Origin of the sequence: Rahnella sp. RcJ3 (genome assembly GCF_009498575.1) — a bacterium.
Taxonomy (GTDB): domain Bacteria; phylum Pseudomonadota; class Gammaproteobacteria; order Enterobacterales; family Enterobacteriaceae; genus Rahnella; species Rahnella aceris.
On sequence record NZ_QSNX01000002.1, the window covers coordinates 370,915 to 384,375 of the forward strand.

13 protein-coding genes are annotated in these 13,461 nt (G+C 49.9%); 10 read left to right on the plus strand and 3 right to left on the minus strand.

From position 1 onward, the window contains the following. Positions 1 to 156: 156 nt before the first annotated feature. On the minus strand, positions 157 to 1,359 hold the full coding sequence (gene ackA / locus DXU84_RS04405) for an acetate kinase (protein WP_013574580.1): 1,203 nt from the start codon (positions 1,357 to 1,359) through the stop codon (positions 157 to 159). Between the two features lie 103 nt (positions 1,360 to 1,462). On the opposite strand from ackA, the gene DXU84_RS04410 reads away from it, so the two are divergent. The 5 genes from DXU84_RS04410 to DXU84_RS04430 all read left to right on the plus strand — a co-directional run bounded on the left by DXU84_RS04410 (position 1,463) and on the right by DXU84_RS04430 (position 5,854). Next, complete coding sequence (locus tag DXU84_RS04410) at positions 1,463 to 1,651, plus strand: hypothetical protein (protein WP_112151348.1); 189 nt, start codon at positions 1,463 to 1,465, stop codon at positions 1,649 to 1,651. Between the two features lie 228 nt (positions 1,652 to 1,879). Beyond that, entirely contained in the window at positions 1,880 to 2,335 is a 456-nt protein-coding gene (gene yfbV, locus DXU84_RS04415) for a terminus macrodomain insulation protein YfbV (RefSeq protein ID WP_013574582.1), read from the plus strand. Positions 2,336 to 2,530: 195 nt separating this feature from the next. Beyond that, entirely contained in the window at positions 2,531 to 3,025 is a 495-nt protein-coding gene (locus DXU84_RS04420) for a YfbU family protein (protein ID WP_013574583.1), read from the plus strand. A 24-nt stretch (positions 3,026 to 3,049) separates the two neighbouring features. After that, complete coding sequence (locus DXU84_RS04425; protein WP_013574584.1) at positions 3,050 to 3,703, plus strand: sugar phosphatase; 654 nt, start codon at positions 3,050 to 3,052, stop codon at positions 3,701 to 3,703. Positions 3,704 to 4,021: 318 nt separating this feature from the next. Then, positions 4,022 to 5,854: an SLC13 family permease gene (locus DXU84_RS04430; RefSeq protein WP_153374939.1), complete on the plus strand. Its 1,833-nt coding sequence runs from the start codon at positions 4,022 to 4,024 to the stop codon at positions 5,852 to 5,854. A gap of 8 nt (positions 5,855 to 5,862) precedes the next feature. Here DXU84_RS04430 and yfbR read toward each other — a convergent pair whose 3' ends face one another. Continuing rightward, positions 5,863 to 6,462: a 5'-deoxynucleotidase gene (gene yfbR / locus DXU84_RS04435; RefSeq protein ID WP_013574586.1), complete on the minus strand. Its 600-nt coding sequence runs from the start codon at positions 6,460 to 6,462 to the stop codon at positions 5,863 to 5,865. Positions 6,463 to 6,524: 62 nt separating this feature from the next. On the opposite strand from yfbR, the gene DXU84_RS25380 reads away from it, so the two are divergent. Then, positions 6,525 to 6,620 carry a hypothetical protein gene (locus DXU84_RS25380; protein ID WP_353050891.1) on the plus strand — a complete coding sequence of 32 codons (96 nt, stop codon included), beginning with the start codon at positions 6,525 to 6,527 and terminating at the stop codon, positions 6,618 to 6,620. On the opposite strand, the gene DXU84_RS04445 is transcribed toward DXU84_RS25380, so the two are convergent. Beyond that, positions 6,580 to 7,794, minus strand: coding sequence for a pyridoxal phosphate-dependent aminotransferase (locus DXU84_RS04445; RefSeq protein WP_013574587.1), 1,215 nt, complete (start codon positions 7,792 to 7,794; stop codon positions 6,580 to 6,582). The two genes, DXU84_RS25380 and DXU84_RS04445, sit on opposite strands and share 41 nt — an antisense overlap. Positions 7,795 to 8,781: 987 nt before the next feature. On the opposite strand from DXU84_RS04445, the gene lrhA reads away from it, so the two are divergent. From lrhA to nuoC, 4 genes are all read left to right on the plus strand, one after another. Further along, positions 8,782 to 9,726 (plus strand): transcriptional regulator LrhA, encoded by a 945-nt coding sequence (gene lrhA / locus DXU84_RS04450; protein WP_013574588.1) that lies wholly within the window; start codon positions 8,782 to 8,784, stop codon positions 9,724 to 9,726. A gap of 704 nt (positions 9,727 to 10,430) precedes the next feature. Continuing rightward, on the plus strand, positions 10,431 to 10,874 hold the full coding sequence (locus DXU84_RS04455) for an NADH-quinone oxidoreductase subunit A (protein WP_013574589.1): 444 nt from the start codon (positions 10,431 to 10,433) through the stop codon (positions 10,872 to 10,874). Positions 10,875 to 10,896: 22 nt separating this feature from the next. After that, positions 10,897 to 11,571: an NADH-quinone oxidoreductase subunit B family protein gene (locus DXU84_RS04460; protein WP_013574590.1), complete on the plus strand. Its 675-nt coding sequence runs from the start codon at positions 10,897 to 10,899 to the stop codon at positions 11,569 to 11,571. A gap of 89 nt (positions 11,572 to 11,660) precedes the next feature. Beyond that, a complete protein-coding gene (nuoC, locus tag DXU84_RS04465) occupies positions 11,661 to 13,460 on the plus strand; it encodes an NADH-quinone oxidoreductase subunit C/D (RefSeq protein ID WP_013574591.1) in 1,800 nt (599 codons plus the stop codon). The last annotated feature ends 1 nt before the right edge of the window (position 13,461 follow it).

The window sequence follows — 13,461 nt, forward strand, 5'->3', positions numbered from 1 at the left end:
CTTTAACGGTTGCCAGGCAGGGACATTCGCAGGTTTGTGCAGAGGGGATAATGATCAGCATAAGCGCGATGATTATCCTGCGCGGTGCGTCCAAACGGGCGGCGTTTGCCTATAAGTGAAAAATTGCCCGCATTACGCGGGCAGTCTTGAATCGAATTATGCAGTCAGACGCGCGGCGTCTTGTGCAATCACCAGCTCTTCGTTGGTTGGGATAACCAGAGCGGCGCGAGTGCCTTCTTTGTTGATCGCCCCGGATTTACCGAAACGGGCAGCCAGGTTACGTTCGTGATCCACTTCAAAGCCCAGCAGGCCTAATTTAGCCAGAGACAATTCGCGAACCATTGCGGCGTTTTCGCCGATACCGCCTGTGAATACGACGGCGTCCAGGCGGCCTTCCATCAGTGAAGTGTACGCACCGATGTATTTCGCCAGGCGGTGGCAGAAGACGTCCATGGCACGTCTGGCATCAGCTTTAGTGGTGTAGTTGTCTTCAACATAACGGCAGTCGCTGGTGACTTCAGTCAGGCCCAGCAGACCCGATTCTTTAGTCAGCATTTTGTTGATTTGATCAACGCTCATGCCCAGAGAATCGTGCAGGTGGAAGATAATTGCCGGGTCGATGTCACCGCTGCGGGTACCCATCACCAGACCTTCCAGCGGGGTCAGCCCCATGGAAGTATCCACACATTTACCGTTACGGATGGCACTGACAGAACCGCCGTTACCCAGGTGGCAAGTGATCAGATTCACTTCTTCCACGGGTTTGTTCAGCATTTTTGCGGCTTCCTGAGTCACGTAGAAGTGACTGGTGCCGTGTGCGCCATAACGACGGACATGGTGATCTTTATACAGGCTGTACGGCAGGGCGTAGAGGTATGATTCTTCTGGCATTGTCTGATGGAAAGCGGTGTCGAAAACGGCAACGTTTTTATCAGCCAGTTTAGGGAAAGATTTCAGTGCTTCATCAATACCGATCAGGTGAGCCGGGTTATGCAGCGGCGCAAACGGGATAGACTCTTTGATACCCTCGATGACAGCGTCGTTGATCAGCATTGATTTGGTCAGCTTCTCGCCGCCATGAACGATGCGGTGGCCGATTGCAACCAGTTCTGCGGACAGCTCAGGTTTTTTGCTCAGAATGTTATTAACGATGAATTTCAACGCTTCACTGTGTGCGGCGCCCGCACCTAAAGCGGCTTCTTCTTTGCCACCGTCCATTTTCCATTTAATGCGCGCTTCTGGCAGATGGAAACATTCGGCTAAACCTGAAATGTGTTCTTCGCCATTTGCAGCATCAATGATGGCAAACTTTAGGGAAGAACTACCACAGTTAAGAACCAGTACAAGCTTACTCGACATGGAAGTACCTATTTATTGTTGGTGCTGTTTAAAAAAAACAATACACGTGGTTAATAAATCGTCAGTCTGACATCAAGCGTAGCGCATAATGGCGGCGACAATTATGATTAACATCATGCCAGAGAGCCAAAACAGGCATGACGATGAAAAAGCTGAAGAATTGCCGGGCTTTGGTTTTTTTAAGCGTCCGGATGACAGAAATAAAGCGGTTTACTGCACCGCATATTTCGGTTTACGTATCTTCAGGGTGTTACTAATCAGCAAAAACACTAACAAAAAATACAATAATTAATTACAAATCCTCTCAGACCGAGGCACTATGGTTATTATGGGGGCGAAAGATTGCAATTCACCGCGTTTGCCCCAAGTTTATATTGATCTCGTTGCCTGAGAGGGTTGCGAGGCTGCGATAGAATACCGACAGGTGCCAGCAAAAACAAAATATATTTTATCGTGATAAACTCCAGTTTGTGTTTTACAACTATTTTTTAAATTTTACACGTGAAGTTGAGGTGCAAAGATGACGAGTAAGCCAACAGGCTCGGTAGGCTGGTTCCAGGTATTCCAGCGCGGGCAGCACTATATGAAGACATGGCCGTCAGATAAGCGCCTGGCTCCGATGTTTCCGGAGAACCGGATTTCTACTGCTACACGCTTCGCGGTACGCATCATGCCACCGGTTGCGGTCTTTACCCTGACGTGGCAAATCGCGCTCGGCGGACAACTCGGGCTGGCCGTCGCCACGGCAATTTTTGCCTGTAGCTTGCCGATGCAGGGACTGTGGTGGCTGGGTCGCCGTTCTCTGACGCCACTGCCGCCGGGATTACTCGGCTGGTTCCACGATGTACGCAATAAACTCACTGAATCCGGACTGGCGCTGGCGCCAGTTGAAGGCACGCCGACGTATCAGTCACTGGCTGACGTCCTTAAGCGCGCGTTCAAACAGCTGGACAAAACCTTTTTAGACGATCTGTAAGCCTGATTTCCCCGCTTACTGCGTCTGTCATCATCTATAGTCTTTCATAAGTCGCATTTCACCGGGGGAAAGTCTCCCCTGGTGATTATTTCAGATGAGATCCCGACCCAAATCAAAGAATGGTGTGCTTGCGATTTCGCAGAACTTTGCGCTATGCCATGCTTTGCTCATTATGCAGACATGAGGATTTTCACGATGGAAATGACGAACGCTCAACGCCTGATTTTGTCCAATCAATACAAGATGATGACCATGCTGGATCCCGATAACGCAGAACGCTATCGCCGGTTACAAACAGTGATCGAACGGGGTTTTGGTTTGCAAATGCGCGAGCTGGACAGAGATTTCGGCGAATTGCCGGAAGAAACCTGTCGCACAGTCATTAACATTATGGAAATGCATCATGCGATGCAGGTGTCGTGGACCAATTTGAAAGACACGCAAGACTTGGATCGCCGCCGAATTGATTTCCTGGGTTTTGATGCCGCAACGGAATCCCGTTATTTAAGCTATGTCCGCTTTATGGTGAACACCGAAGGACGTTACACTGATTTTGATGCAGGCACTCATGGGTTTAACTCGCAGACCAAAATGTGGGATAAATACCAGCGTATGTTGGCGGTCTGGCAGTCGTGCCCGCGTCAGTATCACCTGAGCGCGGTAGAGATCGCGCAAATTATCAATGCCTGATGTAAACACTTAAAGGAGTCGCCTGTGCTTTGTAAGGGTTTTTTGTTCGACCTTGATGGAACGTTAGTTGATTCATTACCTGCCGTTGAGCGTGCCTGGGTGAGCTGGGCGCTTAGCTGGGGTGTCAGCCCGCAGGATGTACTGGCGTTTATTCACGGTAAGCAGGCGATCACTTCTTTGCGTCATTTTATGGCGGGTGAAAGCGAAGAAACGATTCAAAAAGAGTTTCTCAAGCTGGAACAAATTGAAGCCACGGACACCGAGGGTGTCGCCGCTCTCCCGGGCGCACATTTGTTGTTAAGCGAACTCAATCGCCAGAATATTCCCTGGGCGATTGTGACTTCCGGATCAATGCCTGTTGCCAGTGCGCGCCATAAAGCGGCGCATTTGCCTGAACCCGAAGTGTTTATCACCGCTGAACAGGTCAAACACGGCAAGCCACAACCCGATGCCTACTTGCTGGGGGCAGAACGTTTAGGTCTGGCACCGGAAGATTGTGTGGTGGTTGAAGATGCTGCCGCCGGCGTGATGGCCGGGCTGGCTGCGGGCTGCAAAGTCATTGCCGTCAATGCGCCAGACGATACACCCGGGATTGAAAATGTCGATTTCGATCTGACTACGCTCGAAATTCTGCTGGTCAGCAGTTCCGACGAAGGTGTGAAAGTCAGCCTGCGTTAAGGACAGAAAAAATACAATTTCCCAGTATTAATTGATATAAACCTCGCCTGTGCGGGGTTTTTTTATGCCATTCTCATACCCAGTCATACATCAAACTGTCTCAGCGTTGGCTGCGTTACCCGGCCCATCCATGGGCCTCGCCCCTGAACGAGTCGCTGCAAGCAGCATACCAGTCTGCTCCCGGCAGATTGGTCCCGAACCCCGGTCACTTACTCATGTAAGCCCCGGAGATTTACGCAGTTGCCGCCTTGATACAATTTGAATTATTTAGGGTATATAGCTATTTATCCTCCTCTCTCAACGCAAATGGAGTGTGTTTTGACCGGTGAATTGCTTTGGGTAGTCACGTTACTGGTTATTGCTATGGTGCTGTTCGCGCGCAATACGCTGCGAATGGATATTGTGGCATTGCTGGTGATTATTTCTTTCGTCCTGAGCGGCACGCTGACCATCAATGAAGCGCTGGCCGGATTCAGTGACCCGAACGTCATTTTGATCGCGGCGCTATTTGTCGTCGGGCACGGGCTGGTCAGAACCGGTGTGGCGTATCAGGTCGGCGACTGGCTGATGAAGGTGGCGGGCAACAGTGAAACGCGGATGCTGGTTTTGCTGATGCTCACGGTTGCCGGTCTCGGTGCTTTTATGAGTTCCACCGGCGTAGTCGCGATCTTCATTCCTGTCGTGATCAGCGTTTCGGCGCGAATGAAAACCTCTCCCGCACGACTGATGATGCCACTAAGTTTCGCCGGGCTTATTAGTGGCATGATGACGCTGGTCGCCACACCGCCGAACATGGTGGTCAACAGCGAACTGTTGCGTGAAGGATTCGACGGTTTTGGTTTCTTCGGCGTCACCCCTGTCGGGCTCGTGGTGCTGATAATGGGTATCGGATACATGTTGATCGCCCGTCGCTGGCTGTCATCAGAAGATGCGTCACGAGGCCAGCAGCGCTGGAAGCGGCGAACGTTCCGGGATTTGATCCGCGATTATCACCTGACCGGCCGGGCGCGTCGCGTCACTATCCGTCCGGGTTCGCCTCTGGTCGGGCGTACACTTGATGATGTGCATCTGCGTTCCCGCTACGGCGCGAACGTGGTGGGCATTGAACGCTGGCGTAAATTTCGCCGCGTGATGGTCAGCGCAACGGGGAATACCGAACTGTTTGCGCGCGATGTGTTACTGCTTGATATGTCAGATCCTGACATTTCCATCAGGCAATTTTGCATTGACGAAATGCTTGAGCCTATGGTGCTACGCGGCGAGTATTTCTCTGAGCAATCGCGGGATGTCGGGATGGCCGAAGTCTCGCTGATCCCGGATTCGGAGCTCCTGGGTAAAACGTTGCGTGCCGTCGCCTTCCGTTCGACCTATGGGCTGAATGTCGTCGGGATCCGCCGTCAGGGTGAAGCGCTGGACGGAAAACTGGTGGATGAAGAATTACAGCTCGGCGATATGCTACTGGTCATTGGCGACTGGAAGCTGATCCGCCAGCTTCAGCAACAAATGCATGATTTCATTGTGCTTAACCTTCCTGCCGAAGTGGACGAGGTCGCGCCAGCCCTGAGTCAGGCACCGCATGCATTGTTTTGTCTGGCGCTGATGGTTGCGCTGATGCTGACCGATGATGTGCCTAATGCTATCGCCGCCATTATCGCCTGCATGCTGATGGGTAAATTCCGCTGTATCACGATGGAAGGGGCCTACAAAGCCATTCACTGGCCCAGTTTGCTGCTGATAGTCGGGATGATGCCTTTTGCGCTGGCGCTGCAAAAAACCGGCGGTGTGGCGCTGATTGTGAAGGGGTTAATGGAGGTAAGCGGCGGCTATGGGCCATATATGATGCTGCTGAGTTTATTCATTCTCTGTGCAGGTATCGGGCTGTTTATTTCCAATACGGCGACTGCGGTTTTGATGGCACCGATTGCTATCGCAGCAGCACACCAGATGGGGGTATCGCCATACCCGTTCACCATGATTATCGCTATTGCGGCTTCTGCCGCCTTTATGACACCGGTGTCTTCACCGGTAAACACGCTGGTTATGGTGCCGGGTAACTATAAATTTGGCGATTTCCTGCGCATCGGTGTGCCGTTCACTCTGCTGGTGATGCTGGTCAGCGTTTTTCTGGTGCCGGTGCTGTTCCCGTTTTGACCTTAATATCAGAGCGGGGAATCCAGGCTGATTTCATCCAATGACAGACTGAAGCTCGGAATGAACACTTCCATAAAGTAGTCCATTTCCGGGCTTTTTCTGTCTGCCAGCGTTTTCTCCAGACGGGCTTTCGCCAGTGTGAATTCGTTATTGCCTGCCGACAATTCCTCCAGACATTTCAGGTAAGCACATAACGCATCAGCCTGTTTGACGGTCAGTTTTTCTTCTTCAGTGTAATAATGCTCGTCAATCAGCGGTCGGAAATCTTCCTGTAATTCCTTTGGCAGCATTTCAATCAGTTTCTGCTGAGCAATTTTCTCAATCTTTTTGTACTCATGCGCGATTTGCGGATTGTAATACTTGATTGGCGTTGGCATATCACCGGTAATCACTTCGCTGGCATCGTGATACATGGCGAGCAGGGCAACGCGTTCTGCGCTCAGATTGCCGTTAAATTTACGGTTCTTGATCACGGCTAAAGCATGGGCGACAAAAGCGACTTGCAGACTGTGTTCCGACACGTTTTCGGTGCGGACATTGCGCATCAGCGGCCAGCGGCTGATCAGTTTGAGGCGGGAAAGATGGGCGAAAAAATGGCTCTGGTTCATAGCACTCTCAATAACTACGGTGAATGAGTGACTATTGTGAGCAGTGCGAAACAGTTATGCAAATGCGGAAACTGGCGGGAGAAAGAAAAGGGCGCCATTATCAGCGCCCTTACTGCATTACTGGCGATAGGTTTCGAGGAAACGTCCCAGTTTGTTAACGGCCATTTCCAACTCATCAACGCGTGGCAGCGTCACGATACGCACATGGTCCGGATACGGCCAGTTGAATGCAGAACCCTGAACCAGCAAGACTTTTTGCTGTAACAGCAAATCGAGCACCATTTTCTGATCGTCATGGATGTTGAAACGTTTGGCGTCAATGCGCGGGAACATATACAGCGCCCCTTTAGGTTTCACGCAGGAAACACCCGGGATTTCATTGATCAGTTCCCATGCACGATCACGCTGTTCGACCAGACGTCCGCCCGGCTGAATAAACTCGCTGATACTTTGATAGCCGCCCAGCGCGGTCTGAATGGCATGTTGCATCGGCACGTTGGCACAAAGGCGCATCGAGGCCAGCATTTCCAGACCTTCGATATAACCTTTCGCATGTTTCTTCGGTCCGTTCAGAACCATCCAGCCTTGACGGAAACCGGCCACGCGGTAGGTTTTTGACAGACCGTTAAAAGTGACGGTCAGTAAATCCGGCGCCAGTGAAGCGATGGAAATGTGCTGGGCTTCGTCATACAGGATTTTGTCGTAAATTTCGTCGGCAAAAATAATCAGATTATGTTCCCGGGCGATGTCCACAATCTGCATCAGCAATTCTTTGCTGTATACCGCACCGGTCGGGTTGTTCGGGTTGATGATCACAATGCCGCGGGTGCGTGGTGTGATTTTGTCACGAATATCGGCAATGTCCGGGAACCAGTCAGCCCCTTCATCACACAGGTAATGCACCGCATTACCGCCTGATAACGAAACCGCCGCTGTCCACAAGGGGTAATCAGGTGCCGGGACTAACATTTCATCGCCGGTGTTAAGTAATGCCTGCATTGACTGAACAATCAGTTCGGAAACACCGTTGCCGATATAGATATCTTCGACCGTGATGTCGCGCATGTCGCGTGCCTGATAGTGCTGCATGATCGCTTTACGTGCAGAAAACAGACCTTTCGAATCACAATAACCCTGTGCGGTAGGAAGGTTGCGGATAACGTCGACCAGGATTTCATCAGGTGCATCAAAACCGAATGGCGCAGGGTTGCCGATGTTCAGCTTGAGGACTTTATTACCTTCTTCTTCAAGACGTTTTGCTTCTTTGAGCACCGGGCCGCGAATGTCATAACAGACGTTGTCCAGTTTGCGGGATTTTTCAATCGGGGACATGTAAATGAGAGCCTTTTGCAATAAAGCCTGTTCTTCCCTGGTGCGGAGCGACCGTAGAACAGTGCGAAGGGCTCAATTTACTCTCCCGCAGAGGGCATGAGAAGGGCTGCGCACCGTTTTGGTGAAAAACAGCAGTAAAGCGGGTTATGGTGGGTTATTACCTCAAAGGATGAGAAGCTTAATGGTTTTTTATGCTGCGTTATTGTTATTTTGTGATTTTATATTTTGCAAATGAGTGCTTTGTGAACAATAAATTCACTGTTTTTGCTGCGTCACATCTATTCCCGGCGATGCCAGTTTGTTGTCTTTAATGGGGTGAACATCATGAAATCTTACCAAAGCTCGACAAATTCTGAAAAAAGTTCAGGAGGCTTTGTTTTACCGCTGAAAAATTTTAACAGGAATTAGTTTTATTTATCTAATGATTAATAGCGAATGCTGGATGAATGATCATGTTCTAAGTAAAGTCTTAAACGTATTTTCCAGGATTAGATAAATGCTTTCAAAGGATATATTGCAACAGGCGGGCGTAAACAAAATTTTATGAAACAAGAAAAATCTTAATGTTACTTAAACAAAACACCTTGGGCATAAAATGGTTATTAGGGTGACTCAATGAATTTATTGAATTATATTTTTAATAATCACCTTTATTAGTTAATTTAGCTTATGTTTTTCTGACGATGATATTGCCGAAACTTAGCTTTATGGTTGCGGCAAGCGGTACTGTAAGGGATATGGAATGGTTTGCGGGGAAAGGCTATATTAAATAAGAGGTTCTAATCATTCAGCCTTTGTGAGGAATTATTGTGCACAGGTTTAATGACTGAACGCTCACAATGATGAAAACTTTCATGCACAAATATTTCTCAATTTAGGTTATCAAATGAGTGAGTATCCGACATATCTGGTATTCTGCTTTTTGCGGGTACTTTGACGCACCATCAGGGTAGCTTGTTATTAGATTCTATAAAGTGAAGAAAAACTATGACAATTGCAAATCGTCCAATCCTCAATCTCGATCTTGATCTGTTGAGGACATTTGTAGCTGTTGCTGATCTTAATACGTTCGCTGCGGCTGCTGCTGCGGTGTGTCGTACTCAGTCGGCGGTAAGCCAACAAATGCAACGTCTAGAACAACTCGTTGGAAAAGAACTGTTTGCCAGACATGGACGCAATAAATTATTAACTGAACACGGTATTCAGTTATTGGGATACGCACGCAAAATCCTTCGTTTTAATGATGAAGCCTGTACCTCTTTGATGTACAGCAATGTTCAAGGTGGGATAACAATTGGTGCATCAGATGATACTGCTGACACCATTTTACCTTTCCTGCTCAGCCGCGTGACATCCGTATATCCAAAGTTGTCTATTGATGTCCGCGTCAAGCGCAGTCCTTTCATGTTGTCGATGCTCGAAAGTGAAGAAGTGGATTTGGCCATCACTACGATGACAAACACTGATCACCCGCACATCGTATTGCGCACGTCGCCAACACTCTGGTATTGCTCGGCTGATTTTGCATATCCCTCCGGCGACAGTGTTCCGCTGGTGGTGCTCGATGAGCCAAGCCCTTACCGGATGATGGCGATAGAGCACCTCAGTCAGGCAGGTATTCCGTGGCGTATTGCTTATGTCGCGTCGACATTATCGGCAATTCGTGCGGCAGTGCGTGCGGGGCTGGGTGTGACGGCACGTCCCATCGAAATGATGAGTCCGGAGCTGCGTGTTCTGGGTGAACAGGACGGTTTACCACGTTTGCCGGATACGCAGTATGTGTTGTACAAAAATGCCCGTTGTGAAAATGAACTTGCAATGGCGATCTTCAATGCAGTTGAGCAAGGGAATGATCCCTATTCTCTCAGTGCCTATGGTCCTCGTCCGGTAGTGGATGACGATCATGAGTTACTGGCAGACTCTGAAAGTTAAGGTAATCCCCCGGCTTTACCTTCCGCCTCTGTCTAACGAGGCGGGGGTAAAGGCTTCTACCTATTAAGGGGCGGGAAAGTCATTCTTTTAGTGATTTTGTTTAATATCCTTCCTAAAGCCTCTGTTTTTGTTCGTTAGCCTTTCTTCTTCCCAGTAATGACTGCCATCCTTATCACCAATGACTACAGTAAATGGCGTAAAATGCTGACTTTTTTCAGGTTAAAAAAAAGCATCAAATTTTTCCGCAAATCGCTTGTCGTTTTTTGAAAATCAATAAAACTTGTTAAATGTGTGCCTTTTTTTCTATCAAAATTGACAGAACTCTGACATAGATCAAAAAAATAACCCCATTAAGAGAGTGGAAGCGCTGTCTATTCCTGCGACAATAGTAAAGTTTGAAAGATGTCATAACTCCCGTCACAGGCCCATGCTTTATCACAGTATTTAACTGACACGATTTAGCTTAAGTCCCGGCGCATGATATGTTAATTAAATGCTAAGCATGTAAACTAATGTGGAGATACTTTTGTCAAAGTTGACAAAAGGTTATAGAAAAGGGTAAAAAGCCCACAACAAATCACTGGCTTAATCCCTTGTTGAGCCGTGAACTGTGTGGTTTTTAATCCTTCCCTTGAATCGATGTGGTGCGCAAACTGCCGACCTTACAGAGCAGATGCCAAAGTACCACTTTTGATGAGTAAGCAATGAGTATGTCAACAGCCACTGAAGTCATCGCTCAACACTGGGCGTTCGCCGTTTTTCTTGTCGTTGCAGTAGGCCTCTGCTGCCTGATGTTACTGGGCGCCGCGTTCCTTGGCGGGAGAGCCAGAGCACGCTACAAAAACACGCCTTTTGAGTCAGGTATCGCCTCTGTCGGCACTGCCCGGCTACGTCTTTCCGCCAAGTTCTATCTGGTCGCCATGTTCTTCGTCATCTTCGACGTTGAAGCCCTGTATCTCTATGCATGGTCAACGTCTATTCGCGAAAGCGGCTGGACCGGATTCGTGGAAGCTACCATTTTCATTTTGGTACTGCTGGCAGGTTTGTTCTATCTGGTGCGAATTGGCGCACTCGACTGGACACCAACACGTTCGAAAGGACCTGTTAAACCAAGCCCGGCGATTAATACCAACAGTCACCCTCAGTAAGCAGTCAAAGCGAGGCATTAAGATGGACTATACGCTCACCCGCATAGACCCGGACGGTGAGAACGACCGTTACCCCCTGCAGTCTCAGGAGGTCGTCGGCGATCCTCTTCAGGAACAGGTTAAACGCAGCGTCTTCATGGGAAATCTCCAGGAGTCGCTTCACGGAATGGTGAACTGGGGTCGTAAAAACTCCCTTTGGCCCTACAACTTCGGCCTTTCCTGCTGTTATGTCGAAATGGTGACGTCATTCACTGCGGTGCATGACGTTGCGCGTTTTGGTGCAGAAGTTCTGCGTGCTTCACCACGCCAGGCTGACTTTATGGTGGTGGCGGGAACCTGCTTCACCAAAATGGCTCCGGTTATCCAGCGTTTATACGATCAGATGCTGGAACCGAAATGGGTGATTTCGATGGGCGCCTGTGCGAACTCCGGCGGCATGTACGATATTTATTCTGTGGTGCAGGGCGTGGATAAATTCCTGCCTGTCGACGTGTACATCCCGGGATGTCCGCCGCGTCCGGAAGCCTATATGCAGGCTCTGCTGCTGTTGCAGGAGTCCATTGGCAAAGAACGTCGCCCATTGTCATGGGTTGTTGGCGACCAGGGTGTTTACCGCGCGAATATGCAGTCTGAAAAAGAGCGTAAACGTGCTGAGCGTATTGCCGTGACAAATCTGCGTTCGCCGGACGAGATTTAACACTGCGGTCTGAGAGTCAACCCTGAGGGGCGGTGTGTATGAATATCCCCCTTACGGCATAAATGACCATTTAGTGTGGTGAAAAAAATATGACAGATTTGACGACGCAAGATTCCGCCCTGCCAGCATGGCATACCCGTGATCATCTCGATGATCCGGTTATTGGCGAATTGCGTAACCGTTTTGGGCCAGAGGCCTTTACTGTTCAGGCAACCCGCACCGGAATTCCCGTGGTGTGGTTCAAGCGTGAACAGTTACTGGAAGCGATTACCTTTTTACGAAAACAGCCAAAACCTTATGTCATGCTTTTCGATTTGCATGGCTTTGATGAGCGTTTACGTACACACCGCGACGGTTTACCGGCCGCGGATTTTTCCGTTTTCTACCACCTGATCTCCGTCGAGCGTAACCGCGACATCATGATCAAAGTGGCATTGGCAGAAAACGATCTCCATGTTCCGACGATCACCAAAGTGTTCCCGAATGCTAACTGGTACGAGCGCGAAACATGGGAAATGTTCGGTATTACCTTCGACGGCCACCCGCACCTGACGCGCATTATGATGCCGCAGACCTGGGAAGGGCATCCGCTGCGTAAAGACTATCCGGCGCGCGCCACCGAGTTCGATCCTTACGAGCTGACTAAGCAGAAAGAAGAACTCGAGATGGAATCGCTGACCTTCAAGCCTGAAGACTGGGGCATGAAGCGTGGCACCGAAAATGAGGACTTTATGTTCCTCAACCTCGGTCCTAACCATCCGTCTGCGCACGGTGCATTCCGTATCATTTTGCAGCTTGATGGCGAAGAGATTGTCGACTGCGTGCCTGACGTCGGTTACCACCACCGTGGTGCTGAGAAAATGGGCGAGCGCCAGTCCTGGCACAGCTACATTCCTTACACCGACCGTATCGAATACCTCGGCGGTTGTGTAAACGAAATGCCGTACGTGCTGGCTGTTGAAAAACTCGCCGGTATCGTAACGCCGGATCGCGTTAACACCATTCGCGTCATGCTGTCCGAATTGTTCCGTATCAACAGCCATCTGCTGTACATCTCTACGTTTATTCAGGACGTGGGCGCGATGACTCCGGTGTTCTTCGCCTTTACCGATCGTCAGAAAATCTACGATCTGGTGGAAGCGATTACCGGTTTCCGTATGCACCCGGCCTGGTTCCGTATTGGTGGCGTAGCGCATGATCTGCCGAAAGGCTGGGATCGTCTCCTGCGTGAGTTCCTTGACTGGATGCCAGCCCGTCTGGACTCCTATGTCAAAGCGGCGCTGAAAAACACCATTCTGATTGGCCGTTCCAAAGGCGTGGCTGCTTACAACGCAGACGACGCTCTGGCCTGGGGTACCACCGGTGCTGGCCTGCGTGCCACGGGGATCCCGTTCGATGTGCGTAAATGGCGTCCATACTCTGGCTACGAAAACTTTGACTTTGAAGTGCCGACCGGTGATGGCGTCAGTGACTGTTATTCCCGCGTCATGCTCAAAGTAGAAGAACTGCGTCAGAGCCTGCGTATTCTGGAACAGTGTTACAAAAATATGCCGGAAGGCCCGTTCAAGGCGGATCACCCACTGACCACGCCGCCACCGAAAGAGCGCACACTGCAACACATCGAGACCCTGATCACGCACTTCCTGCAAGTGTCGTGGGGGCCGGTCATGCCTGCGCAAGAATCTTTCCAGATGGTTGAAGCAACGAAAGGGATCAACAGCTACTACCTGACCAGTGACGGCAGCACCATGAGCTACCGTACCCGTGTCCGTACACCAAGCTTCCCGCATTTGCAGCAGATCCCGTCCGTAATCCGTGGCAGCCTGGTATCCGACCTGATCGTGTATCTGGGCAGTATCGACTTTGTAATGTCAGATGTGGACCGCTAAC

Bases quoted from the DNA above. Each gene is read 5' to 3' on its own strand.
- ackA (WP_013574580.1), bottom strand. From the start codon at position 1,359: ATGTCGAGTAAGCTTGTACTGGTTCTTAACTGTGGTAGTTCTTCCCTA.
- DXU84_RS04410 (WP_112151348.1), top strand. From the start codon at position 1,463: ATGATTAACATCATGCCAGAGAGCCAAAACAGGCATGACGATGAAAAA.
- yfbV (WP_013574582.1), top strand. From the start codon at position 1,880: ATGACGAGTAAGCCAACAGGCTCGGTAGGCTGGTTCCAGGTATTCCAG.
- DXU84_RS04420 (WP_013574583.1), top strand. From the start codon at position 2,531: ATGGAAATGACGAACGCTCAACGCCTGATTTTGTCCAATCAATACAAG.
- yfbR (WP_013574586.1), bottom strand. From the start codon at position 6,462: ATGAACCAGAGCCATTTTTTCGCCCATCTTTCCCGCCTCAAACTGATC.
- DXU84_RS25380 (WP_353050891.1), top strand. From the start codon at position 6,525: ATGCGGAAACTGGCGGGAGAAAGAAAAGGGCGCCATTATCAGCGCCCT.
- DXU84_RS04445 (WP_013574587.1), bottom strand. From the start codon at position 7,794: ATGTCCCCGATTGAAAAATCCCGCAAACTGGACAACGTCTGTTATGAC.
- lrhA (WP_013574588.1), top strand. From the start codon at position 8,782: ATGACAATTGCAAATCGTCCAATCCTCAATCTCGATCTTGATCTGTTG.
- DXU84_RS04455 (WP_013574589.1), top strand. From the start codon at position 10,431: ATGAGTATGTCAACAGCCACTGAAGTCATCGCTCAACACTGGGCGTTC.
- DXU84_RS04460 (WP_013574590.1), top strand. From the start codon at position 10,897: ATGGACTATACGCTCACCCGCATAGACCCGGACGGTGAGAACGACCGT.
- nuoC (WP_013574591.1), top strand. From the start codon at position 11,661: ATGACAGATTTGACGACGCAAGATTCCGCCCTGCCAGCATGGCATACC.